The sequence below is a fragment of the Leucobacter holotrichiae genome (assembly GCF_055791005.1).
The window spans coordinates 22,299-43,009 of the sequence record NZ_JBVUAC010000001.1 but is presented as its reverse complement, the minus strand read 5'-3'; the positions used below and the strand labels follow the sequence as shown (position 1 = coordinate 43,009).

The following is a 20,711-nucleotide window of genomic DNA, read 5'->3' as shown; positions in this document are numbered from 1 at the left end:
GCACCCTCGAAACCGGGCACGCAAAAGCCGGCGTCCGATAGTCGCGACGGTCGGGTTTGACCGTTCGATTATCGGACGCCGGCTGGTGCGTTACTACTTGTCCGCTGCGCCGAAGCTGCTCGTATCGCCCACGAGACGGGTGTTGTCGGCGGGAACCGGGTCCACCGCGGCCCGGGCGACCTCGGCCGCGAACTCGGACACGTTGTAGAGCTTGCCGGCCTGCTCGCGCCGCTCCTCGATCGCCCCGGGGTTGAGCCGGTTGAGCAGCGTCGCGGTGACGGTGCCCTCGATCATGTCACCCGAGACCACGGTGAAGCCGATCCCGCGCTCCTCCAGCTCCGGGATCCGTTCGCGCAGCGCGTCCTCGCCCGCCCGCTTCGAGAGCGCCACGCCCTCGTACTCGGGCATCGTGGGAGTGGTGCGGATGAAGTGCGCCTGGTGGCTGGTCACGAAGACGACGCGAGCCCCCTCACCCAGCAACGGCAGCGCAGCGTCGAGCACCGAGAGCTGCGCATCGCGGTTCAGCTTCAGCGCGTAGTCCTCCTCCATGCCGCTCTCCATGCCGCCCGAGGCATTGAGCACGAGGATGTCGAGGCCGCCGAACTCCTCGCGCACCGCCTCCATCATCGCCGCGACCGACTCGGGATCGGTGAGGTCGGCGCCCTGCACCAGGGCTCGGACCCCCAGCTCGCGCAACTGTCCGGCGAGCTTCTCGGCCCGCGGAGCCTTGTTTCGGAAGTTGACCACCACGTCCGCGCCGGCCTCCGCGAAATACCGCACCGTGTCGGCGCCGATACCGCGGGAGGACCCCGTCACGAGCGCGCGGCGGCCGGCCAGACTGCCCGGTTCAAGAATCTGAGTCACAAGTGCTCCTCGTCGTTTCGAAATACGTGCCTCCCAGAGTAGTGGACCGGCAGCGACCGGACACCGCCCGGATCGTGGTCGATGCAGCGCGCGCCGGCGAAGTGTCCGGCTTTCTCAAGGGGTATCGCGAACCCGACGGAAGCGAGTACGCTGCAAGGAACGGCAGGGGCGCCCGCGGAACCACGAGTGCCCCGTCCGTCCACCACCGGCGAGGAGGTCCAGCATGGCTGATCGAACGCTTAGAGGAACGCGCATCGGCGCGACGAGTCTGCAGGGCGAGGAGGGCGTCGAGCTCTCGCCCAGACGCACCGTCGAATATCTCACGGACAGAGGGGTGCGGTTCAGCGTGCTCTTCGACGCCGACGCCGAGCCGCCCGCCGAGTGGGTGGATCAGAAGACGGGCGAGATCGGATTCCTCGACGACGAGGCCGGCCGGGCCGCTCGCGCGGAGTTCGAGGAGAAGGAGTCCTCGCAGCGCACGCCGTGGGACATGCTCATCGAGCGCCGCAGCCGCGAGGAGCTCGAGGAACTGCTCGAGGAGCGCCTGCAGCTGCTGCGCGCGAGGCGCGGCTCGCAGTAGCGCATATACACGCCCCGCAGCGCTTACCGGCGCCCTCTCATCCGCGACAGCGCTCCCGCGGCGAGCCCGAGTGCGCCCGCGATCATCCACGCCGCGGCGATGGCTGACCCGAGGCGCAGCGCGGGGGTCTCCCCCGTGACGAGCGGCACCTCCGCGACCATGGCGTCGGCGGTGAACGGCTCGAGCCCGGCGAGATCGCGCCCGCTCGGATCCACGACGGCGCTCGTGCCGACCGTGGAGATGTTGATGAGCGCGCGCCCGGTCTCGACGGCGCGCAGCCTCGCGATCGCGAGTTGCTGCGCGCTCTCATCGGTGCGCCCGAAATCCGCGTTGTTCGTCTGCGCGAAGATCACCTCTGCGCCCTCGCCGGCCATCGCGACGGCGTGAGCGTCGAAGATGATGTCGAAGCAGATGGCGAGACCGGCGCGCACGACCCCGGCAGGCGTCGCCACGTCGAAGGCCGCGGGCAGTCGGCCGTGCGCGTACTCCAGTTGCACGAGGTCGACCAGGTCGGGCGCGAGGGCGTGGAAGAACTCGCGGTTGGGCATGTACTCGGCGAACGGCACCGGGTAGCGCTTGTCGTAGCGCGCGGGCTCCGGGCCGTCGGCGCCCCAGACCAGTGAGCTGTTGGTGTAGCTGCCGTCGGGGTTCTCCAGGACCGCGCCCACGACCACGGGCGCGTCGGCGCGCTTCGCGAGGCGCGCGATCCGCTGCGACGCGAGCGGGTTGTCGGGCAGCCCGAACTCGGCGCTGTTCTCAGGCCACACGATCACGTCGACGGCCTCACCCTGTGCGTCGAGCTCGTCGAGCAGCCGCTCGGTCGCCGCGAGGTGATCGCGCAGCACGTCGCCCGACTCGCGGTCGTCGAAGATACCCGACTTCGAATTGCCCTGCACTGCGGCGACCCGCAGCGTTCCGGTCTGGGGCAGAGCGGCCGCGGGGGCGAGCGCCAGGACGATCAGGATCGCGAGCGAGCCGGCGAGAGCCGGAAGCGCGACCCGGCCCGGACGGCGGAGGAACACCGCGGCGACCGGAAGCGCGATCGCGAAGGCGATCACCCCGGAGAGCCCGGCGAAACCGAGCCACGACACCGCCTGGGCGAGCGGCGCGTCGGCCTGCGTGTGCGCGAGCCTCCCCCACGCGAAGCCGCCGTAGGGCCAGGCCCCCTGCACCTCCTCGCGGAGCACCCAGAGCCCGGCCGCCACCGCTGCCTGGCAGAGCACTATTCCCCATACGCGAGACCCGTTCCGGCCGAGCAACGCGAGACCCCGCGTCGCGACCGCGGCCGCGATCCCGAACAGCGCGAACCAGAGAATCATCACCGCGCACAGGCCGAGCCACGGCACCGGGCCGAGGTAGAGCGTGAGCCATGAGATGTGGGGCATCCAGTACGCGGCGCCCGCGACGAAACCGGCCAGCAGTCCGAGCGCCCAGCGCTGCTGCCATACCGACGCGAGGATCAGCGCGGCACCCGCGAAGGCGGCCGGCCACCACGCGAGGTCCGGGCTCGCGACGTCGAGCAGGTACCCGCCCGCGGCCGCGGCGAGCACCGAGGCCCACCACGGCAGGTATACGATCCTCCCCGTCACGACGCGCTCGACGCCTCGACGATGCCGCGGCGAACCCCGCGCTTCGCCTCCCGTGCGAGCTTCGCGAGCTCGCCCAGGCGGTCCTCGTCGAGCCCGGCCGCGCGCCCCGCAGCGGCATCGCGCACCGCACCGGGCTCGTGCGCCGCCCCGGTCTGCACGGCGGTCTCGCACGCCTGCGCGATCTGGTCGAGCAGGTCGATGGTCTGCTTCGCCCAGCGCACGAAGTCGCCGGCACCGATCCCCGACCGTTCGAGCACGACCTCGATCGGCGTGCCCGAGGCCCAGGAGTGCATCGCGGAGGCGAGCCCGGCATGGGGCATCTCGCTGCGCGGCAGCCGGTAGCGCTCGAAGAGGTCGTCGAGCTCCACCCACAGGTCGAGCACGCGATCGTGGGCGTCGGCGAAGAGCCGGCCGCCGGGCAGCCTGGGCTCCCCCTCGTCATCGCGCCTCGGCTCGTAGGTGAGCACGCAGCACATGGCGGCGAGGCCCGCCGCGTCGAGCCCTCGCAGCGCGTCTCGGCGCAGGCACTCGGCCACCAGCAGGTCCCGCTCGCCGTAGATCCGGCGCAGCAGTTCACCCCACGGGGCGACCTCCGGCTCATCTGCGGGGCCCTCGAGGTAGTCGAGGTCGAAGAGCAGATCGACCACCCGGTCGAAGGTGCGGGCGATGGTCCCCGTGCGCGACGCGATCTGCCTGCGGCCGCGCTCGACGCGACGACGCAGCTTACGCGCGCGATCCTCCCAGCGCTTGCGATCGGCACCCTGAGCGCGCGCTGCGGCGGCGTCGTAACCGGCGAGCGACTCCTGCTCGGCGCGCAGTTCGCGGGCCTGGTCGACCACCGCACGGTCCGCCTGGAACTGCGCGAATGAGAGCTCGAGGGTCTCGCGCACCTGCTCGGTGTCCATGCGCTGCAGCAGGTTGACGGCCATGTTCGGGGTGGGCCTGAAGCTCGAGCGCACGGGGAAGGACCGCGCCCCCGCGAGGTGCGCAAGGGCCTCGAGATCGACCCCGTCGCTCCAGGCCACCACCGCGTGCCCCTCGGTGTCGATGCCGCGCCGACCGGCCCGCCCGGTGAGCTGCGTGTACTCCCCCGAAGTGAGCGGCACGCGCTGCTCGCCGTTGAACTTGTCGAGCCGCTCGATCACCACGGCTCGCGCGGGCATGTTGATGCCGAGCGCGAGGGTCTCGGTGGCGAAGACGAGTTTGACGAGACGGCGCTGGAACAGCTGCTCGACCACCGTCTTGAACGTCGGGAGCAGACCGGCGTGGTGCGCCGCGATGCCGCGTTCGAGGCCGGCCACCCACTCGCGCACGCCGAGCACGCGGCGCTCCTCGTCGCTCATGTCGCGGGTAGCGGATCGTGCGATGCGCCTGATCTCCTCGCGCTCCTCGCGCGAGGTCAGCGCGATGCCCTCGAACAGGCACTGCCGCACGGCCTGGTCGCAGCCGTTGCGGCTGAACACGAAGACGATCGCGGGCAGCAGGTCGGTCTCGTCGAGCGCCCGGGCGATGTCGGCCCGGGAGACGCGGCGCGCGCGGCGCAGGGGCGGGCCGCCGCGGGTGCGCCCGCGATCGGCGTAGCCGTGGCTGCGGCCGCCGCGATCGCCCCGGCCGATGCGGTCATCCCGGCTGTCTCTGTCGCCCCGACTGCCTCCGCGGCCCCGGCCGCCGCCCTCGCGATCGCCCCGGCCGCCCCCGCGCGAGTGCCCGCGTCCGTCGAGCATGCGCAGCTCGGGGTTGAGCCGGCCGCCCGAGGCGGTCGCGGCCGTCTCGCCGTCGCGGCCGACGTACAGCGGCAGCAGCGCCTTCGATGTGAGCACGTGCTGGTAGAGCGGCACCGGGCGGTGCTCGGACAGGATCACGTCGGTGTCGCCGCGCACCGCGTGCATCCAGTCGCCGAACTCCTCGGCGTTCGACACCGTCGCCGAGAGCGACACGAGCCGCACCTCGCGCGGCAGGTGCAGGATGATCTCCTCCCACACGGCGCCGCGCCAGCGGTCGCCGAGGTAGTGCACCTCGTCGAGCACGACGAAGGCGAGACCGTCGAGACCGGCCCGCGAACCGCGCGAACCGCCACTGTCCTCGCCGCCCTCGGCGTAGATCATGTTGCGCAGCACCTCGGTCGTCATCACCACGATGGGGGCGTCGCCGCGCAGGTTGACGTCACCGGTGAGCAGCCCCACCTCGTCCTCGCCGTACTCCTCGCACAGCTCGTGGAACTTCTGATTCGAGAGCGCCTTGATGGGCGCCGTGTAGAAGATGCGGGCGTCGCGCTCCCGCCGCGCCAGGTAGACGGCGAACTCCGCCACGGTGGTCTTGCCCGACCCGGTCGGAGCCGCGACGAGCACGCTGCGGCCCTCTTCGAGCCGCTCGCAGGCGGAGCGCTGGAACGCGTCGAGCGGGTAGCCGATGCGCGCAGCGAACGCGTCGAGGGCGCTCTGCCCGGTCACACCGCGTCCCCGGCGCCGCGTTTGCCCGGGCGGGTCGACGGCTCCTCGGCGAGGCCGTACTCGGCGAGCTCCTTCGCCTGCCGCTTGTCGACCCGTCGATCGTGCAGGATCGTGACGAGTGCCGCGCCGAAGTACAGCAGGACGATGGGCGCGGCGAGCAGGAACATGCTCATGAGGTCGGCGGCAGGCGTCGCGATCCCCGCGAACAGGATGATGCACAGCAGCGCGACTCGCCAGCTCTTCAGGATCGACTTGCCCCTCAGCACCCCGATGAAGTTGAGGAAGACGAGGAAGACGGGCATGACGAAGCCCACTCCGATCGCGAGCAGCAGCTTGATCGCGAAGTCCAGGTAGCCGCGCGCGGTGATGAAGGCCGCGTCCTCCTGGGGGGCGAAACTGGTGAGCAGGCGCACGATGTTCGGGATCACGAGCCAGCCCGCGTATGCCCCGAGCAGGAAGAGCGGCACCGCGGTGCCGAGGAAGCCGAAGGCGGTCAGCTTCTCCTTGCGGGTGAGCCCGGGCGCGATGAAGGCCCAGATCTGGTAGAGCCAGACGGGGCAGGCGAGCAGGATCGCGATGAACAGGGCGATCTGCACCTTCGTATCGAAGGCGCTCGTGATGTCGCCGTAGTTGATCTGAGCGTTGCGTCCCTGCTGCTCCTGGATATCGATGACGGGCTGCCGGAGCACGTCCCATACCCAGTCGGAGAGGAACCAGCCGGCGACGAGCGCGATCACGATCGCTATGGCCGAGATGAGGAGGCGCTTGCGGAGCTCGACGAGGTGCTCCCCGAGGCTCATGCGCCCCTCGGAATTGCGCTTCTTGCGCGCCTTTTCTGCCATTCGCTCAGTTTATCCCAGTGCGCGGGTTATGCACCGCAGAGCCCACCCCGAGCGCCTGGTCGGCCCAGGCGCGCACCGCCTCGCGGGCGTGCTCGGGCGACTCGATCACGATCTCGCCCGGCGCGGTCTGCACGAGCCGGATCGCGGCTCCCTCGTGCCACGCCTCGATGCGCACCCGAACGCGCCCCTCCGGGGACTCCCCGATCGTCTCGGGCTCGAATCCCCTGATGCGCGGGAGCAGGTGCGCCGGCAGGCTCGCCACGAGATCGAAGGAGACGCGCGTCTCCTCGGCGGGCAGATCGTGCGGATCAGCCGCGAGCTCCAATGAGCGAACCTCGCTCATCTGATCGACGCGGAAACTGCGCGGCGCGTCACGGTCTCGGCAGTGCGCGTGCAGGTACCAGGCGCCGGCCTGCTGGGTGAGCACGAGCGGATCGACCGTGCGCGAGCTGGCGCGTCCGGCCGCGTCGCGGTAGTCGAAGGCCAGCGCGCGGCCCGCGTCGATCGCCGAGACGACGATCGGGATCCGCGGATCCCGGTCGTCTGCCGTCACCGACAGCGTCGGGGCTCCCGCCCCCAGCGCCGCGCCCAGCTTCGCGGCGGTCTGCTGCGCGAGCCGCGCGTCGACCTCGGGCAGCATCGGCATGAGCGCCTGCAGGCCCGCGATCAGGGCGGCGGTCTCCGAGGGGGCGAACCGGGGAGCATCGTCGACGGCGACCGTGCGCGTGAGGCTGACGACGTCGTCTCGCTCGAGCGCGTCCCAGTCGATATCGAAGAGATCCTCGTGCTGATAGCTCAGCGTCTCGCCCGGCACCCCCGCCGTGCCGAGGAAGCGCACAAGCCGGCGCAGCAGATCGGGGGCGACGTCGAAGGCCTCCGCGAGCTGCGGCACGGGTGTCGGGCCGTGCTCGCGGAGATACGGGATCAGGGAGAGCAGCAGCAGCACCCGCTCGGGGGCGAGCACGTTCTTACGCATCGGCGTCTCCCCCGGGCAAGGCGCGTGCGCGGGGAGCGGCAGATCCGCCGTGCGCCGCCGCGATCCTCCGCAGGCCGCCGGTCACCAGGTCTCGCAGGCTCGCGGGGGCCGTCACCGCGACCTCCGCCCCGTATCCGATGATCTCCTCCGCGAGAAGGTGAGGGTCGAGCATGCCGACCACGAGTGCGATGCGGCCTGCGGTCTCCGAGCCGAGTGCGCCGCCGTCCTCGCCCGAGCGGGGCGCCTCGAGCGCGCGCGGGGCGAGGCGCGCCTCGGCGATGCTTCCGCGTCGCACGAGCAGCTCGGCTCTGCGGCTCTCGCGCAGGGCGAGCAGTTCGGCGATCGCCGCGTCTCCGCGCTCCCGCAGGGATGGGTCGAAGCGCTCGCTCGTCAGGCGCACCTCGCCGACGATGCGCGAGAGCAGGAACGTGCGATCCGCGTCCCTGTCGAGATCCCACGCCACGAGGTGCCAGCGGCCGTCGAGCCGGTGCAATCGCAGGGGCGCCGCTCGCCGCTCGAGCGGCGCGCCTCGCCCCGGCACGGTGTAGTCGAAGCGCACCGTGCGGCCGCCGTCGATCGCGCGCTGCAACGGGGCCGCCGCGGGCTCGGCCGTGCCGAGGCTCGGCGCGACACCGAGGTGCTGCACGTCGAGTCCGGCGCCCAGGGCTTCGAGCCTCATGGCCGCGCGGCGCGACTCGACGCTCAGGCTGCCCTCTCGCCAGGCGAGCGCCGCGAGGCGCAGCAGCATGAGCTCGCGCTCGTCGAAGCGCAGTTCACTCGGAAACTCGAGCTGATCCTTCGAGATGCGGTAGCGGGTGAGCTGGTTGTTGCCCGGCTCCGTCGGAGAGTCGAGGGTTTCGATCTGAATGCCGAGTTCGCGCAGCTGCTCCTTGTCGCGCTCGAACTGGCGGTCGAGCGCGGCGCGATCGGATGCGGATCGGGCGCGGTCGGCGTACCCGTGCACCGACGACAGCAGTTCCTGCTTCGTGAGCCCGGCCGGGCTCACGACGAGGGCGAGAACGAGGCTGAAGACGCGCTGCTCGCCGGGAACGCGACCGCTCACCCGCGCCTCAGCCGACCCCGAGGATGTCGACGACCACGACCTTCGCGTCGCTGTCCGACTCGTTCTCGACGACGACGACCTGCGACCCGACCTTCTTGCCCGTCAGCTCGCTGCGGAATGTGAAGCCCGACTGGGCGATCTGCTCCTCGTTGCCGAGGCCCATGACACCCGTGTTCCAGCTGTTGGTCTGCACGGTGCCGTCCCAGCCGACGGAGAGCACCTGGGCGATGACGCTGTCGTCGGCCTCGACCTCGGCACCGTCGCCCTCGATCCGCACCGCCGAAGAGGTGCCCGCAGGCGCGTTCCGCGGGGGCAGCACGATCCCCGGCCGGCCCTCGTGATCGGTGACGACCGCGGGGTAGCCGTTCGGCAGGCCCCGAGCAGCGCCCTGGGCCGCGAGCGGGCTGGCGGACACGACGTCGATCACGCCCACGAGCGCGGCGTTCGGATCTCCGCCGAGCTGCGTCGCGAACGGGGCGCCGTCCTCGGGCGAGAGCGCCACCACCAGGCGGTCGCCCGGTGCGCTGCAGCGCAGCGAGTCGCTCAGAGGGTTCGGCGCGTCCTGCGACACGAGCAGGAACTCCGCCGACTGAGTCGAGTCCGCGAACGCGGGGCTCTGGTAGAGCGGCTTGCCGCTCGCCGCGTCGAAGAACGCCATGTTGACGCCCACGAGCGCCTGGTCTCCGACGGCGCGGTCGCGATCCCCGGCGCGCTCGACGACGCTCCGCTGCGAGGAGAGCGCATCGATATCCTCGGGGACCGAGACCTCGGGGGCCTCCCCGAAGCCTCCGGTCACCCGCACGGTGTCGCTCAGCGCGCCGGGCTGGAGCGCCGGCTCGCAGTCCGCCGCCGCGGCCTGCTGCGCACCGCAGCCTGTGACCCCGACGAGGAGCAGCGCTGCTGCTGCGGTGGCGGGAACGAGTCGACGAAGCATGTGCACCTCTCGGAGAAGCCGATTCTGGCCCGCGCGGGCCGAACTGAACCCCGCTATCCTATCGCGCTTCGTGCTCGACGCTCGCCGAAGGGCGGGGTTGCGGAGCAAGACGGCCTACTCGGCCCCGGCGCCGCGCTCGCGAGCGAACTGCTGGGCCTCGCGCGCCTTCTTGCGCAGCACCTTATCGCTCTTGCTGCGCTCGCCGACCGCCTCGGGGGTCCACGCGTTCGGGTCGCCCTGATCACCCATGTCGGGCAGCCAGCTGGCGAGATCCTCATCCGTGAACTCGCTCTTCGAGGCGCGCCGCTTGAGCTCGGGCAGCCTGGCACCCGGTGCGAGCCTGCGCGCGGTGATGAGGAAGCCGGTGTGCGCCACCATGCGATGGTCGGGCCGCACCGCGAGTCCCTCGACGTGCCAGCCGCGCACCATCGTCTCCGACGACTGGGGATGCGTGAAGAGGCCGCTGCGGCGAATCTGCTCGGCGGTGCGCGAGAGCTGCGTCACCGTGGCGACGTAGCAGATGAGCACACCGCCGGGGGCGAGCGCGCCCGCGGCGACGTCGACGCACTCCCACGGGGCGAGCATGTCGAGCACGACACGATCGACGCTGCCGTCCTGGCAGGTCGACGGCAGCGTCTCCTGCAGATCGCCGACCGTGACCGTCCAGTTCTCGGGGGCGCCGCCCGAGAAGGCCGCGACGTTGCCGCGCGCGACATCGGCGAACTCCTCGCGCCGCTCGAACGAGAACAGGCGGCCGTCCCGGCCGATCCCCCGCAGCAGATGCAGCGACAGCGCGCCCGAGCCGACACCGGCCTCCACCACGCGCGCGCCGGGGAAGATGTCTGCGAGGGACAGGATCTGGGCCGCGTCCTTCGGATAGACGATCGCCGCTCCCCGCGGCATCGACATCACGAAGTCGGAGAGCAGCGGACGCAGCGCGAGGTACTCCTCACCGCTGCTGTTCACGACGACCGACGCGTCGGGGAGACCGACGATCTCCTCGTGCCGGATCATGCCCCGGTGGCTGTGGAACTCGCCCCCGGGGATGAGGGTGATGGTGTTGAGGCGCCCCTTGGGGCCGGTGAGCTGCACGCGGTCGCCGTAGCCCAGGGGGCCGCGCGCCGCGGGCCCGGGTTCTGCGCTGCTCGTCTCCGCGCCGTCTGCAACACTCATCTCTGCTCCGCTCGCAACACTCGTATCCGCTCCGCTCTCGTTCCGCAGGGCGCGGAAACGCTCGGAAAGTCTATCCGCGTCGACCCCGGCCAGCGTCGGCCAGATCTCGTGCGCCGTCGCACCCGCCAGGTCGAGCAGGTTGGGCACGCCGATGGCGACCGCGCCGGAGGCGTGGGCCGCCGCGAGGCCGGTGAACGAGTCCTCGATCGCGAGGCAGTGCTCGATGGGCACGCCGAGCATGGCTGCTCCGCGCAGGTAGGGATCCGGATCCGGTTTCTCCCGAGCCACCTCGTCTCCCGCGACGATGCCCCGGAAGACCCCCGCGGGCAGCATCGAGACCACGGCGTCGGCGATGGAGCGCACGGCCATCGTCACGAGTCCGCAGGGGATCCCCGCGGCCGCGAGCGATTCGAGCAGTTCGACCGCCCCGGGTCGCCACCGCGGCCCCGCCTCGCGCAGACCCGCGATCACACCGGCCTCCCACTCGGCGATGATCTCGTCGACGCTCATCGGCACACCGAGCTCCTGGAAGACCCCCGCGGCGCGGCGCAGCCCCGAACCGATCAGGCGATCCCGCATCTCCGCGGTCAGCTCGATGCCGTACCGAGCGAGCATCGCGAGCTCCGCCTCGAGCCACAGCGGCTCCGAATCGATCACGGTGCCGTCCATGTCCCACAGCACGGCAGCGGGTGCTTCTTTTCCGATAGGAGCGCTCATCCGGTCAAGTCTAGCCGCGCCCGGCACTCTCCCCGCTGAGCGACGGATATCCTGGAAGGCATGTCTGAGACCGCCTTCCCGCAGCCCCGCGTGCTCATCGTCGCTTTCCAGGGCTGGAGCGATGCGGGCGACGCCACCACCGAAGTGCTGCAGCATCTCGGCGGGCTCATCGACGCCGAGGTGCTGCACGTCATCAGTTCGGAGGGGTACGTCGACTTCCAGGTGCACCGCCCGAAGCTGCTCTTCGACTCCGAGGGCAACCGCGTGCTCGAGTGGCCCGATACCCGCCTCTACGGCACCGTGCAGCGTCCGGGCGAGCAGCCGCCGCCTCCCCGCCCCGGCGAGGAGACGCTGCGCCGCATCGACGGCACCCCCGTCACCGACCTCTTCCTGCTCGCGGGCGTCGAACCCGCGCGCGATTGGCAGAACTTCGCCGACGAGATCGTCGAGCTGGTGGACGTCTGGAGCATCGACACCGTCATCATCCTCGGCTCGATGTTCTCTGACGCCCCGCACTCCCGGCCCATCGCCGTCTCCGTCTCGACCGAGAGCGCCGAACGCCGCGCCGAGACGGGCGCCGTGCGCAGCAACTACGAGGGACCGGCGGGCATCGCCACCGTGGTCGACCTCGCGCTCGCCCAGGCAGGCATAGCCGCGATCTCCCTCTGGGCGCAGGTGCCGCACTACGTGCACAGCACGCCCTCCCCCAAGGCCACGCTCGCCCTGCTCGACAAGCTCGAGGAGCTGCTCGACATCGTGATTCCGCGCGGCGATCTGCTGGTGCAGGCCAACGAGTGGGAGGCGAACATCAACCGCATCGCCGCCGCGGACGAGGACATGTCCCGCTACATCCGCGGCCTCGAGGAATCGCGCGACGAGGCTCTGGCCGCCGAGGCCACCGGCGACGCGATCGCCCTCGAGTTCGAGAAGTTCCTCGAGGGCGGAACGGGCGGCGCCGACCTGCGCCCCCGTGACGACGATGCCGGGTGGGCTGGATCCGACAGCGCCGGGCAGACTGACTCGGGCACTGCCGGGCAAAGGGGCGCGGGCACCGGCGACGACGATCACGGCGACGACGATCGGTCTGACACGCCCCCGGAGCCGGGAAAGAGCTGACCCGCGGCTCGAGCGGGCTCGGCTCTCCTCTCTACAGCCTGACGCCGAGCAGCGCCTGGACGGCGTCCGCCACGAGTTCGGGATCGTCGACCCCGCGGTCGAGAGCGGCGTCGAGCGTGGCGAGCATCACCGGTGTGTCGAGGTCGTTCGCGAGCGCGGCGCGCAACTGCTGCAGCACCGCGGCCGACGACGCCGGGGCCGAGCTGCTGCGACGCAGACCCTCGCGCCACCCCTCGAGCCTGCGATTCGCTGTCTCGAGATCAGCGTCGTGCCACTCCCACTCCGAGCGGTAGTGGTGGGCGAGCAGCCCGAGGCGGATCGCGGAGGGGTCGGCGGGAATGCCGGCGCACGCGCCGTGCGTGCCGTCGAGCAGTTTCGACACGAAGACGAGGTTGCCGCGCGACTTCGACATCTTGTGCCCCTGGTAGGAGACCAGCCCCGCGTGGCAGTAGGCGTGCGCGAGCGGCGTGCCCGAGATCGCCGTCGCGTGCGCCGCGGTGAACTCGTGATGCGGGAAGACGAGGTCGGACCCGCCGCCCTGCACCGTGAACGCGCCGCCGAGGGCGCCGGTCGCGATCACCGAGCACTCGATGTGCCAGCCGGGGCGCCCCTCGCCCACCGCGCTCTCCCAGCTCGGCTCGCCCGCCCGAGCGGCGCGCCACAGCAGCGGATCCAGCGGGTTGCGCTTGCCCGGGCGCTGCGGGTCGCCGCCGCGCTCAGCGCTGAACCGCAGCATCGTGCCGTGGTCGTAGGGCGCGACGTCGCCGAGTCGCCACTGCGACTCGCGCTCGGCGGCGTCCGTGTCGAAGTAGATGTCGTCGCCTTCGGCGTCGAGGGTCGGCACCGAATAGGCGAGACCGCGCTCGGAGAGTTCGCGCACGGCGGCGGCGATCTCGTCGATCTGCTCGGTCACGGCGATGTAGTGCTCGGGCGGGATCATCCCCATGCGGTACATGTCGGATCGGTACAGCCCGACCTGTTCGTCCGCCAGAGCGCGCCAGTCGACTCCGGTGGCTTCTGCCCGCTCGAGCAGCGGATCGTCGACATCGGTGATGTTCTGCGCGTAGGTGGTCTCGATGCCGGCGTCGCGCCACGCTCGCTGCATGATGTCGAACGCGAGGTACGTGAACGCGTGGCCGAGGTGCGTGGCGTCGTAGGGGGTGATGCCGCAGACGTAGAGGAGCGCGCGCCCCTCGGAGATCGCGGGGTACTCGAAGCGCTCCGTCGCGGTGTTGAACAGCTTCGGGGTGAGGCCGGTGCCGGGCAGCTCGGGCAGTTCGGGCGGCGTCCAGGTTCTCATCGGAGTGCTCCCGTCGTCGAGGGATCGATGGCCTGAGCGGCGACGGCGCCGCCCTCGGCGTCGAGCAGACCGGTGCCGAGCAGCACGAAGAGCAGTGCACCGAGCGCGAGGCGGTAGATCACGAACGGCATGAAGCTGCGCTTCGAGATGTACCCCATGAAGAACTTGATCACGAAGATCGCGACGACGAAGGCGATGGCGGTCGCCACAAGAGTCATCGACATCGGAGCGCCGCCGCTCGGCTCGCTCACCTCCTTGAAGAGCTTGTAGAACCCGGATCCGAGGACCGCGGGGATCGCGAGCAGGAAGGAGTAGCGCGCCGCCGCCTCGCGCTTGTATCCCATGAACAGGCCGGCCGTGATCGTGCCGCCCGAACGGGAGACGCCGGGGATCAACGCGAGAGACTGCGCCAAGCCGTAGATCAGGCCGTGCTTCCAGGTGAGCTTCTCGAGCGGACGGGTCTTGCGGCCCGCCCAGTCGGCGAGGCCGAGCAGCAGGCCGAAGACGATGAGCATCGTCGCGGTGAACCACAGCGAGCGCAGAGTCGTATCGATCGCGTCCTCGAACAGCAGGCCGAGCACCACGATCGGGATCGACCCGAGGATGATCCACCACCCCATCAGCGCGTCGGGGTCGTTGCGCGGCACCCGGCCGGCGAGGGATCGGAACCAGTGACCGATGATCCGCACGATGTCGCGCCAGAAGAACACGATGACCGCCGCCTCCGTACCGATCTGCGTGATCGCGGTGAAGGCGGCCCCGGCATCGCCGATGCCGAGCAGCTCGCTCGCGATGCGCAGGTGGGCGCTCGACGAGATCGGCAGGAACTCCGTGAGGCCCTGCAGAATTCCGAGCAGGATCGCGTCGAAGAAGCTCATCATGTCCTTTCGTGGCGGATGAACGCATGCGGCCCTTTCGGGCCGCCGTCAAGGATAGCCCAGTCCCCCGACGGCCCGGCTGACAGCCGGCGAGCCGCAGGATCCGCCCCTGGGCGAGATCCGTCGGCCGGTGCGCGCGCAGCAGGTCGGTGCTCGACGGGGAGGCCGGGCGCGTCATGCACCATCGATCAGTGCGCACTCAGCAGATCGGTGCTCGACGGCGAGGCCGGTCGCGACGTGCACCGTCGATCAGTACGTGCGCAGCAGGTCGACGAGCACGCGGTGCCCGAAGTCGAGTGCGTCGAGCGGCACGCGCTCGTCGACACCGTGGAACATGCCGGGGAAGTCGAGGCCGGCCGGCAGGCGGAGCGGCACGAAGCCGTAACCCGTGATGCCGAGCTGCGAGAGAGCCTTGTTGTCGGTGCCGCCCGAGAGCAGATAGGGCAGCACGCGCGCCTCAGGATCGGCCCGGCGCAGACTCTCGGTCATGGCGTCGACGAGTTCGCCCCCGAAGGGCACTTCGAGACCGATGTCGCTGTGCACGGTCTCGATCTCGATGTCGGGGCCGACGATGCGCTGCACCTCGGCGAGCACCTCGCCCTGCTGGGTCGGCAGCGAGCGCACGTCAACGAGCGCCTCGGCCGTGTCGGGAATGACATTGTGCTTGTAGCCGGCGGCGAGCACCGTCGGGTTGCTCGTGTTGCGCAGGCTTGCCTGAATAAATCCGCCGCCCTTGCCGAGCCGCAGCACCAGCTCGTCGGGGGCGACCTGCTGCGGATCCTCGCCGAGGATCGCCGCGAGGTGATCGATCAGCTCGCGCGTGGTGTCGCAGAGCGCGATGGGCCACTCGTGGCGCCCCAGCGCCGCGATGGCCTCGGCGAGACGGGTGACCGCGTTGTCGTGCCAGACGCGAGATCCGTGTGCCGCCGTGCCCCGGGCGCGCAGCCGGATCCAGTCGAGCGCCTTCTCGCCGGTCTGGATGAGGTAGGCGCGCGTACCCTCGACGTCGATGGAGTACCCGCCGACCTCGCTGACGGCCGTGGTGGCGCCCGCGAAGAGCTCGGGGTGATGCTCGACCAGGTAGTGCGAGCCGTAGACGCCGCCGTTCTCCTCGTCGGCGAAGAACGCGAGGACGATCTCCCGGCGGGGCCGCTCCCCCGCGCGCAGCAGCTCGGCTACGGCGGTGAGCATCATCGCGTCCATGTCTTTCATATCGACCGCGCCGCGCCCCCACAGCATGCCGTCCTTCACCACCCCGGCGAACGGATCGACGGTCCAGTTGGCCGCGTCGGCGGGCACCACGTCGAGGTGGCCGTGCAGCACCATCGCCGGCAGCGCCGGATCGCTGCCGGGCACCCGAGCGACCACGCTCGCGCGACCCGGTGCCGACTCGAAGATCTCGGGCTCGAGGCCAAGACCGCGCAGATAGGCGGCGACGTAGTCGGCGGCGGGGCGCTCGGGCTCGGCGTCGCCGCCTCCGCGGTTGGTGGTGTCGATGCGGATGAGGTCGCGCGCAACCCGGGCAGTCTCGGAGAGGCCGGCCATGGGGGTTCCGGCGGCCTCGGAGGTCACGGCTGCCTCTGAGGCACCTGAGGCTGCCGAGGGCTCGGAGGTCACGGGCGTCACGGGGTCGTCGATCTCGCTGCTCATGCTCCCAGGGTAGCCGTCCCCTCCGACACGGGTGCGAAGATAACGCGCCGTGCCGGTGGGAGGCGGGATCCGCTCATTCCCCTCCGACACGGGGTATCGAGATGACGCCGGGCGGCGCGGGCACGCTACTCTAAACGTAATGAGAATCATTACACCTATGAAGCTGGTGATCGCAGCGCTCCTCGCACTGATCGCGGCGGTTACCGCCGGAGGGCTCGCGGCGCTCTGGCCCGACTACGCGGAGGTGGGTCGGGTGGCGGAACGAACCCCCTTCGTCGCTGCCGACACCACCTTCGAGACGGGCGAGCTGCTGAGCCTCTCGGAGGGTTGCGAACTGCCACAGGCGCAACCCCAGACACAGACCCAATCTCAGCCCCAACCCCAAGCCCACTCCGACGGGTGCGTGACCCTCGCCATCGGTCTGAGGACCGGGGATGACGCCGGTCGGGTCATCGACCTCCCCGTCCGCGGCGCGATCACCCGCGCCGACCTGCAACCGGGAGACCGCCTCGAACTCCTGGCGCACGCCGGCCAGGAGGCGGGGTCGCGCTACGAGCTGAACAACGATTACAGCGTGTCGGGAGTCTTCCGCGGGCTGCCCCTCGCGATCCTCACCCTCGTCTTCGCCGCCGTGGTGATCGCGGTCGGCCGGCTGCGCGGCCTGCTGGCGCTGCTCGCCCTCGGGATCAGCGCGGCCGTGATCCTCGCCTTCCTGCTGCCGGCGCTCGTGACGGGTGCCCCCGGCCTGCTCGTGGGGGTCGTCGCCGCGAGCGCGATCATGTTCGTGATCCTCTACCTGGTGCACGGCTTCAACATGCGCACGACCTCGGCGCTCATCGGCACGCTCTGCGGCATCGCGATCATGGCCGGAGTGTCGCTGCTCGCCATGCAGGCGACGCGCCTCAGCGGCATCGGGGACGAAGCCTCGGGCGTGCTCGCGGGCATGGTGCAGCAGATCGACTTCCGCGGCCTGCTCAGCTGCTCGGTGATCATCGCCGGGCTCGGGATCCTCAACGACGTCACGATCACCCAGGCGTCGTCGGTCTGGGAGCTGCGGGCCGCCGCCCCCGCGATGCCGCGGCGGGAACTCTACGCGAGCGCCATGCGGATCGGCCGCGACCACATCGCCTCCACGGTGTACACCGTGTTCTTCGCGTACGTCGGAGCGGCCATGGGGGTGCTGATCCTGCTCTATCTCTACGACCGTCCACTGCTCTCGCTCCTCACCCACGAAGACATCGCGATCGAGGTCGTGCGCACCCTCTGCGGGAGCATCGGGCTCGTGCTCGCGGTGCCCATCACCACCTGGGTGGCGGCGGTGCTCGCGCCGCAGGGGCGGGAGCCGATGAGCTCACGGCGCGCCTCGGAGCCGTCGCCGATGAGAGACTGAGCGCATGGGATATCGCGCACTCATCACCGGGGCGTCCGCGGGACTCGGCGCCGAGATCGCCCGGCAGCTCGCCGAGCGGCGCATCGATGTCGTGCTGGTCGCGCGCGATCGGACGCGCCTCGAACGGCTCGCGGATCGGCTGCGCCGGGAGTACGGCGTGAGCGTCGAGGTGCTCGCCGCGGACCTCACGGATCACGGGGATCTCGAGCGCGTCGCCCACCGGGTCTCGGAGGCCGGCTCCCCCGTCGACATCCTCGTCAGCAATGCGGGCTTCGGCGTCTACGACGGTTTCGAGGTCAGCCGCATCGATGACGAGCGCCGCCTGCACGAGCTGCTCTCCTGGGTGCCGCTGCGGCTCGCGCACGCGGCGATCCCCGGAATGCTGACCCGAGGCCGCGGGTGGATCCTGAACGTAGCGAGCGTCGCCGCGTTCACACCGAGCGGCACCTACGGCGCGGCCAAGGCGGCGGTCGTGTCGCTCTCGCGATCCCTCAGCGCCCGCTACCGCGCCCGCGGAGTGCGCGTCACGGCGTTGTGCCCGGGCCTCCTCGACACCGAGTTCCACGTGCGCATGGGCGAGGATCACCTGCCGCGCCTGCCACGCATCGCGTGGGCCGACACCGCCCGGGTCGCCCGGGAAGGGCTGCGCGGCCTGTACCGCGGGCGGCCAGTCGTCGTCTCGGACTGGCGTTACCGCCTGCTGCGACCCCTCATCGCGGTGCTGCCCGATGGAGTGCTCGAACGGGCCACCACCACGAGCGAGTGACGGGATCGGTTCCGAGGGCCGGGTTCCCGCTGACGCCACATCGACGGCGGCGAGCTACGGCACGATTGCCCCGAAGGCCGCCGGGTTCTGCCCCGAAGGCCGCCGGGTTCCCGCGCTCAGCCCGCGGTGATGAGGCTCGAGATGAGCGAGACCGCCATCGCCACGACGAGGGCGTTGAAGGCGAAGGAGATGAAGGTGTGGGTGCGCACCGCGGCGAGCCCTGCGCGCGTGCGCGGCTCCCCCGCAGCCATCGCTCCCACCGACGAGACCATCACGGCCATAGAGACGAAATCGGTGAAGTCGGGCTGCTCGACAATCCTGAATTCGATGGTCTCCCCGGCGGCGTGCAGCCGGAAGTAGCGCAGCGCGAAGGCGTACACCACGGTCGCCCACGACGCGCCGACCGTGATGAGCACGAGCGCCGGCATCCAGTCGCCGCCCTCGCGCACACCGAAGACCGCAGCGACCACTGAGACCATCAGTGCGACGAGAGCGGCCGTCATGCCCCAGTCCTCCGCGGTCTTGAGACCGATGACCCTCGAGAGGCGGCTGGCTCCGCGGCGGTGCTGCGCCGCGGCGATCCGCAGGGCCTCGTCGGGGTCTGTGCGGGAGAAAAGCGCGTGCGTCCAGACCAGATATACGAGGAAGAAGGCGGTGAAGCTCGCGCACAGCGCGGCGAGCACGAGCCCGGGATTCTCACGCAGCCCGGCGCGTCCCAGCACGATGAACGGGGCGGCGAGGATCGGGCTCGAAACGAGCATCGCGATGCCGCCCCGGAAGCCGTCGTCGTATCGGATCGGGACCGCTCGTGGCGCCCTGCGCCGCACTCTGCCGCGGATCATCCCAGCGATTCTACCCGGGGCGACCCGCGCGTCGTGGATCCCGCGGCGCTCGGACGACAGATGCAGCCGCGAGGTCCAGGGCTGCTGCTCGCCACACGCCGAGTCACGCAGCTGCGGCAGCCACCGCCTCGGGGATCGGCGTGTCACCCGAGTTGAAGCGGATGGTGCGACCGACGGTACGTTCGTCGGCCAGCACCGCGGCGATCACCGTCGCGACGTCGGCCCGCGGTACGCTGCCCGAGCGATCCGCCGCCGTATCGATCCGACCGGTGCCGGGGTCGAGAGTCAGCCTGCTCGGACCGAGCACGGTCCAGTCGAGCGAGGACGCCCGCAGATGCTCGTCGGCCGCCGCCTTGGCCTCCGCGTAGGCGAAGAACGAGTCGCCCGGATCGACGCCGTGGTCGCGCGATGACCCGAAGTACGAGACCATCACGTAGCGCCGCACTTCCGAGCGCTCGGCCGCGTCCATGGTGCGCACCGCAGCCTCGAGGTCCACCGCACGGGTGCGCTCGGGATCGCCTCCGCCGGCACCCGCCGACCACACGACCGCGTCGTGCCCCGCGATCAGGCGCTCGAGTTCGGAGACGTCCAGTTGCTCGATGTCGGCGACGAGGGGCTCCGCTCCGGCGGCGCGCACCTCGTCGACGTGGTCGGGATTGCGGATGACCGCGGTGACCGAGTCGCCTCGCTCCGTGAGCAGCGGCTCCGCGAGGAGCGCGATCTTGCCGTGTCCGCCGAAGAGAATGATGCGTGCCATGGGACCCACCCTACGCGCCGGGGCGCGAGGGCGACAGGCCCGGGCGGCGAGGGCACAGGGCACAGGGCACAACGCCCCGCAAGATAGCGAATCGAACGGGTGCACGCAACGGGGTGCGGAGCGGGACGGGGAGGCGATTGACTGGAGGTATCCGACGCACGCCACGAGATTGGAGAAACACCATGTCGCATCTGAGCGGAAAGCGCGTAGCGATCCTCGCAACGAACGGGTTCGAGGATTCCGAGCTGACGGAGCCTCTCGCCGCGGTGAAAGAGCACGGGGCCGAGGTCGATATCGTATCGACGAACACGGGCACCATCCGGGGCAAGAACGGTCACGAGGCCAACGTGAGCCGCTCCACGTCCGACGTGAGCGCGGGCGACTACGACGCGCTGGTGCTGCCGGGCGGGGTCGTGAACGGAGATCACATCCGCATGGATGAGCACGCGGTGTCGTTCACCCGCGACTTCTTCGAGCAGCACAAACCGGTCGGAGCGATCTGCCACGGAGGCTGGATCCTCGCCGACGCCGATGTGCTGCAGGGACGGAAGGTGACGTCGTACCCGAGCCTGCGAACTGATCTGCGGAACGCGGGCGCGACCTGGGTGGATGAGGAGGTCGTGGTGGATCAGGGCCTCGTGACGAGCCGGACCCCCGACGATCTGCCCGCCTTCAACGCCAAGCTGGTCGAGGAGATCGCGGAGGGCAAGCACCGCGGTCAGACCGCCTAGGTGAACGCGGCGGCGGGGGCGCGCGGAGTACCGCGCGCCCCCGCCGCCGCGTTGACGAGCCCCTGCGCGCTCGGCGAGCGGTCGGTGCCCGTC

The 20,711-nt window shown here is 70.8% G+C and carries 18 protein-coding genes and 1 pseudogene; 5 read left to right on the top strand and 14 right to left on the bottom strand.

Annotated features, from left to right (window positions below; translation table 11 throughout):
* Positions 1-93: 93 nt before the first annotated feature.
* Positions 94-864: an SDR family oxidoreductase gene (locus AC0KXF_RS00205; RefSeq protein WP_473107304.1), complete on the bottom strand. Its 771-nt coding sequence runs from the start codon at positions 862-864 to the stop codon at positions 94-96.
* A gap of 223 nt (positions 865-1,087) precedes the next feature.
* Between AC0KXF_RS00205 and AC0KXF_RS00200 the strand changes: the two genes are divergently transcribed.
* Positions 1,088-1,444: an RNA polymerase-binding protein RbpA gene (locus AC0KXF_RS00200; protein ID WP_223043815.1), complete on the top strand. Its 357-nt coding sequence runs from the start codon at positions 1,088-1,090 to the stop codon at positions 1,442-1,444.
* A gap of 23 nt (positions 1,445-1,467) precedes the next feature.
* Here AC0KXF_RS00200 and lnt read toward each other — a convergent pair whose 3' ends face one another.
* The 8 genes and pseudogenes from lnt to AC0KXF_RS00160 all read right to left on the bottom strand — a co-directional run.
* On the bottom strand, positions 1,468-3,033 hold the full coding sequence (gene lnt / locus AC0KXF_RS00195; RefSeq protein WP_473107303.1) for an apolipoprotein N-acyltransferase: 1,566 nt from the start codon (positions 3,031-3,033) through the stop codon (positions 1,468-1,470).
* A complete protein-coding gene (locus AC0KXF_RS00190; RefSeq protein ID WP_473107302.1) occupies positions 3,030-5,483 on the bottom strand; it encodes a DEAD/DEAH box helicase in 2,454 nt (817 codons plus the stop codon). Before AC0KXF_RS00190 ends, lnt begins: the two co-directional genes overlap by 4 nt.
* Positions 5,480-6,325, bottom strand: a complete 846-nt coding sequence (gene tatC / locus AC0KXF_RS00185; RefSeq protein ID WP_473107301.1) for a twin-arginine translocase subunit TatC — start codon at positions 6,323-6,325, stop codon at positions 5,480-5,482. The genes AC0KXF_RS00190 and tatC overlap by 4 nt, the downstream gene beginning before the upstream one ends.
* 4 nt (positions 6,326-6,329) lie before the next feature.
* Entirely contained in the window at positions 6,330-7,301 is a 972-nt protein-coding gene (locus AC0KXF_RS00180) for a helix-turn-helix transcriptional regulator (RefSeq protein ID WP_473107300.1), read from the bottom strand.
* Entirely contained in the window at positions 7,294-8,364 is a 1,071-nt protein-coding gene (locus tag AC0KXF_RS00175; protein ID WP_473107299.1) for a helix-turn-helix transcriptional regulator, read from the bottom strand. Before AC0KXF_RS00175 ends, AC0KXF_RS00180 begins: the two co-directional genes overlap by 8 nt.
* A 7-nt stretch (positions 8,365-8,371) precedes the next feature.
* Positions 8,372-9,298: a peptidylprolyl isomerase gene (locus AC0KXF_RS00170; RefSeq protein ID WP_473107298.1), complete on the bottom strand. Its 927-nt coding sequence runs from the start codon at positions 9,296-9,298 to the stop codon at positions 8,372-8,374.
* Between the two features lie 114 nt (positions 9,299-9,412).
* Positions 9,413-10,471, bottom strand: a complete 1,059-nt coding sequence (locus AC0KXF_RS00165) for a tRNA (adenine-N1)-methyltransferase (protein ID WP_473107875.1) — start codon at positions 10,469-10,471, stop codon at positions 9,413-9,415.
* A gap of 156 nt (positions 10,472-10,627) precedes the next feature.
* Positions 10,628-11,188, bottom strand: a pseudogene (locus tag AC0KXF_RS00160) (HAD family hydrolase); the annotation flags it as partial.
* A gap of 60 nt (positions 11,189-11,248) precedes the next feature.
* On the opposite strand from AC0KXF_RS00160, the gene AC0KXF_RS00155 reads away from it, so the two are divergent.
* Positions 11,249-12,304: a PAC2 family protein gene (locus tag AC0KXF_RS00155; RefSeq protein ID WP_473107297.1), complete on the top strand. Its 1,056-nt coding sequence runs from the start codon at positions 11,249-11,251 to the stop codon at positions 12,302-12,304.
* A 31-nt stretch (positions 12,305-12,335) separates the two neighbouring features.
* On the opposite strand, the gene mshC is transcribed toward AC0KXF_RS00155, so the two are convergent.
* The 3 genes from mshC to AC0KXF_RS00140 form a co-directional block, all read right to left on the bottom strand.
* Positions 12,336-13,604 carry a cysteine--1-D-myo-inosityl 2-amino-2-deoxy-alpha-D-glucopyranoside ligase gene (mshC, locus tag AC0KXF_RS00150; RefSeq protein WP_473107296.1) on the bottom strand — a complete coding sequence of 423 codons (1,269 nt, stop codon included), beginning with the start codon at positions 13,602-13,604 and terminating at the stop codon, positions 12,336-12,338.
* Positions 13,601-14,482 (bottom strand): undecaprenyl-diphosphate phosphatase, encoded by an 882-nt coding sequence (locus tag AC0KXF_RS00145; protein WP_473107295.1) that lies wholly within the window; start codon positions 14,480-14,482, stop codon positions 13,601-13,603. The genes mshC and AC0KXF_RS00145 overlap by 4 nt, the downstream gene beginning before the upstream one ends.
* A 249-nt stretch (positions 14,483-14,731) precedes the next feature.
* Complete coding sequence (locus AC0KXF_RS00140) at positions 14,732-16,027, bottom strand: M20/M25/M40 family metallo-hydrolase (protein ID WP_473107874.1); 1,296 nt, start codon at positions 16,025-16,027, stop codon at positions 14,732-14,734.
* A 244-nt stretch (positions 16,028-16,271) separates the two neighbouring features.
* Here AC0KXF_RS00140 and AC0KXF_RS00135 point away from each other — a divergent pair, with 244 nt between their 5' ends.
* Both AC0KXF_RS00135 and AC0KXF_RS00130 read left to right on the top strand, forming a co-directional pair.
* Positions 16,272-17,522, top strand: a complete 1,251-nt coding sequence (locus AC0KXF_RS00135) for a YibE/F family protein (RefSeq protein WP_473107294.1) — start codon at positions 16,272-16,274, stop codon at positions 17,520-17,522.
* A 4-nt stretch (positions 17,523-17,526) separates the two neighbouring features.
* Complete coding sequence (locus AC0KXF_RS00130; RefSeq protein WP_473107293.1) at positions 17,527-18,288, top strand: SDR family NAD(P)-dependent oxidoreductase; 762 nt, start codon at positions 17,527-17,529, stop codon at positions 18,286-18,288.
* 116 nt (positions 18,289-18,404) lie between these two features.
* Here the strand turns inward: AC0KXF_RS00130 and AC0KXF_RS00125 are convergent, their stop codons facing one another.
* The gene (locus AC0KXF_RS00125; RefSeq protein WP_473107292.1) at positions 18,405-19,130 is read right to left on the bottom strand and encodes a DUF1345 domain-containing protein; all 726 of its coding nucleotides are present in this window, start codon (positions 19,128-19,130) and stop codon (positions 18,405-18,407) included.
* A gap of 103 nt (positions 19,131-19,233) precedes the next feature.
* On the bottom strand, positions 19,234-19,887 hold the full coding sequence (locus AC0KXF_RS00120) for an SDR family oxidoreductase (protein WP_473107291.1): 654 nt from the start codon (positions 19,885-19,887) through the stop codon (positions 19,234-19,236).
* A gap of 182 nt (positions 19,888-20,069) precedes the next feature.
* On the opposite strand from AC0KXF_RS00120, the gene AC0KXF_RS00115 reads away from it, so the two are divergent.
* Positions 20,070-20,618: a type 1 glutamine amidotransferase domain-containing protein gene (locus AC0KXF_RS00115; RefSeq protein WP_473107290.1), complete on the top strand. Its 549-nt coding sequence runs from the start codon at positions 20,070-20,072 to the stop codon at positions 20,616-20,618.
* The last annotated feature ends 93 nt before the right edge of the window (positions 20,619-20,711 follow it).

Coding starts and splice junctions, on each gene's coding strand:
- AC0KXF_RS00200 (WP_223043815.1), top strand. CDS start 1,088: ATGGCTGATCGAACGCTTAGAGGAACGCGCATCGGCGCGACGAGTCTG.
- tatC (WP_473107301.1), bottom strand. CDS start 6,325: ATGGCAGAAAAGGCGCGCAAGAAGCGCAATTCCGAGGGGCGCATGAGC.
- AC0KXF_RS00180 (WP_473107300.1), bottom strand. CDS start 7,301: ATGCGTAAGAACGTGCTCGCCCCCGAGCGGGTGCTGCTGCTGCTCTCC.
- AC0KXF_RS00170 (WP_473107298.1), bottom strand. CDS start 9,298: ATGCTTCGTCGACTCGTTCCCGCCACCGCAGCAGCAGCGCTGCTCCTC.
- AC0KXF_RS00165 (WP_473107875.1), bottom strand. CDS start 10,471: ATGAGTGTTGCAGACGGCGCGGAGACGAGCAGCGCAGAACCCGGGCCC.
- AC0KXF_RS00155 (WP_473107297.1), top strand. CDS start 11,249: ATGTCTGAGACCGCCTTCCCGCAGCCCCGCGTGCTCATCGTCGCTTTC.
- mshC (WP_473107296.1), bottom strand. CDS start 13,604: ATGAGAACCTGGACGCCGCCCGAACTGCCCGAGCTGCCCGGCACCGGC.
- AC0KXF_RS00145 (WP_473107295.1), bottom strand. CDS start 14,482: ATGAGCTTCTTCGACGCGATCCTGCTCGGAATTCTGCAGGGCCTCACG.
- AC0KXF_RS00140 (WP_473107874.1), bottom strand. CDS start 16,027: ATGGCCGGCCTCTCCGAGACTGCCCGGGTTGCGCGCGACCTCATCCGC.
- AC0KXF_RS00135 (WP_473107294.1), top strand. CDS start 16,272: ATGAGAATCATTACACCTATGAAGCTGGTGATCGCAGCGCTCCTCGCA.
- AC0KXF_RS00130 (WP_473107293.1), top strand. CDS start 17,527: ATGGGATATCGCGCACTCATCACCGGGGCGTCCGCGGGACTCGGCGCC.
- AC0KXF_RS00125 (WP_473107292.1), bottom strand. CDS start 19,130: ATGATCCGCGGCAGAGTGCGGCGCAGGGCGCCACGAGCGGTCCCGATC.
- AC0KXF_RS00120 (WP_473107291.1), bottom strand. CDS start 19,887: ATGGCACGCATCATTCTCTTCGGCGGACACGGCAAGATCGCGCTCCTC.
- AC0KXF_RS00115 (WP_473107290.1), top strand. CDS start 20,070: ATGTCGCATCTGAGCGGAAAGCGCGTAGCGATCCTCGCAACGAACGGG.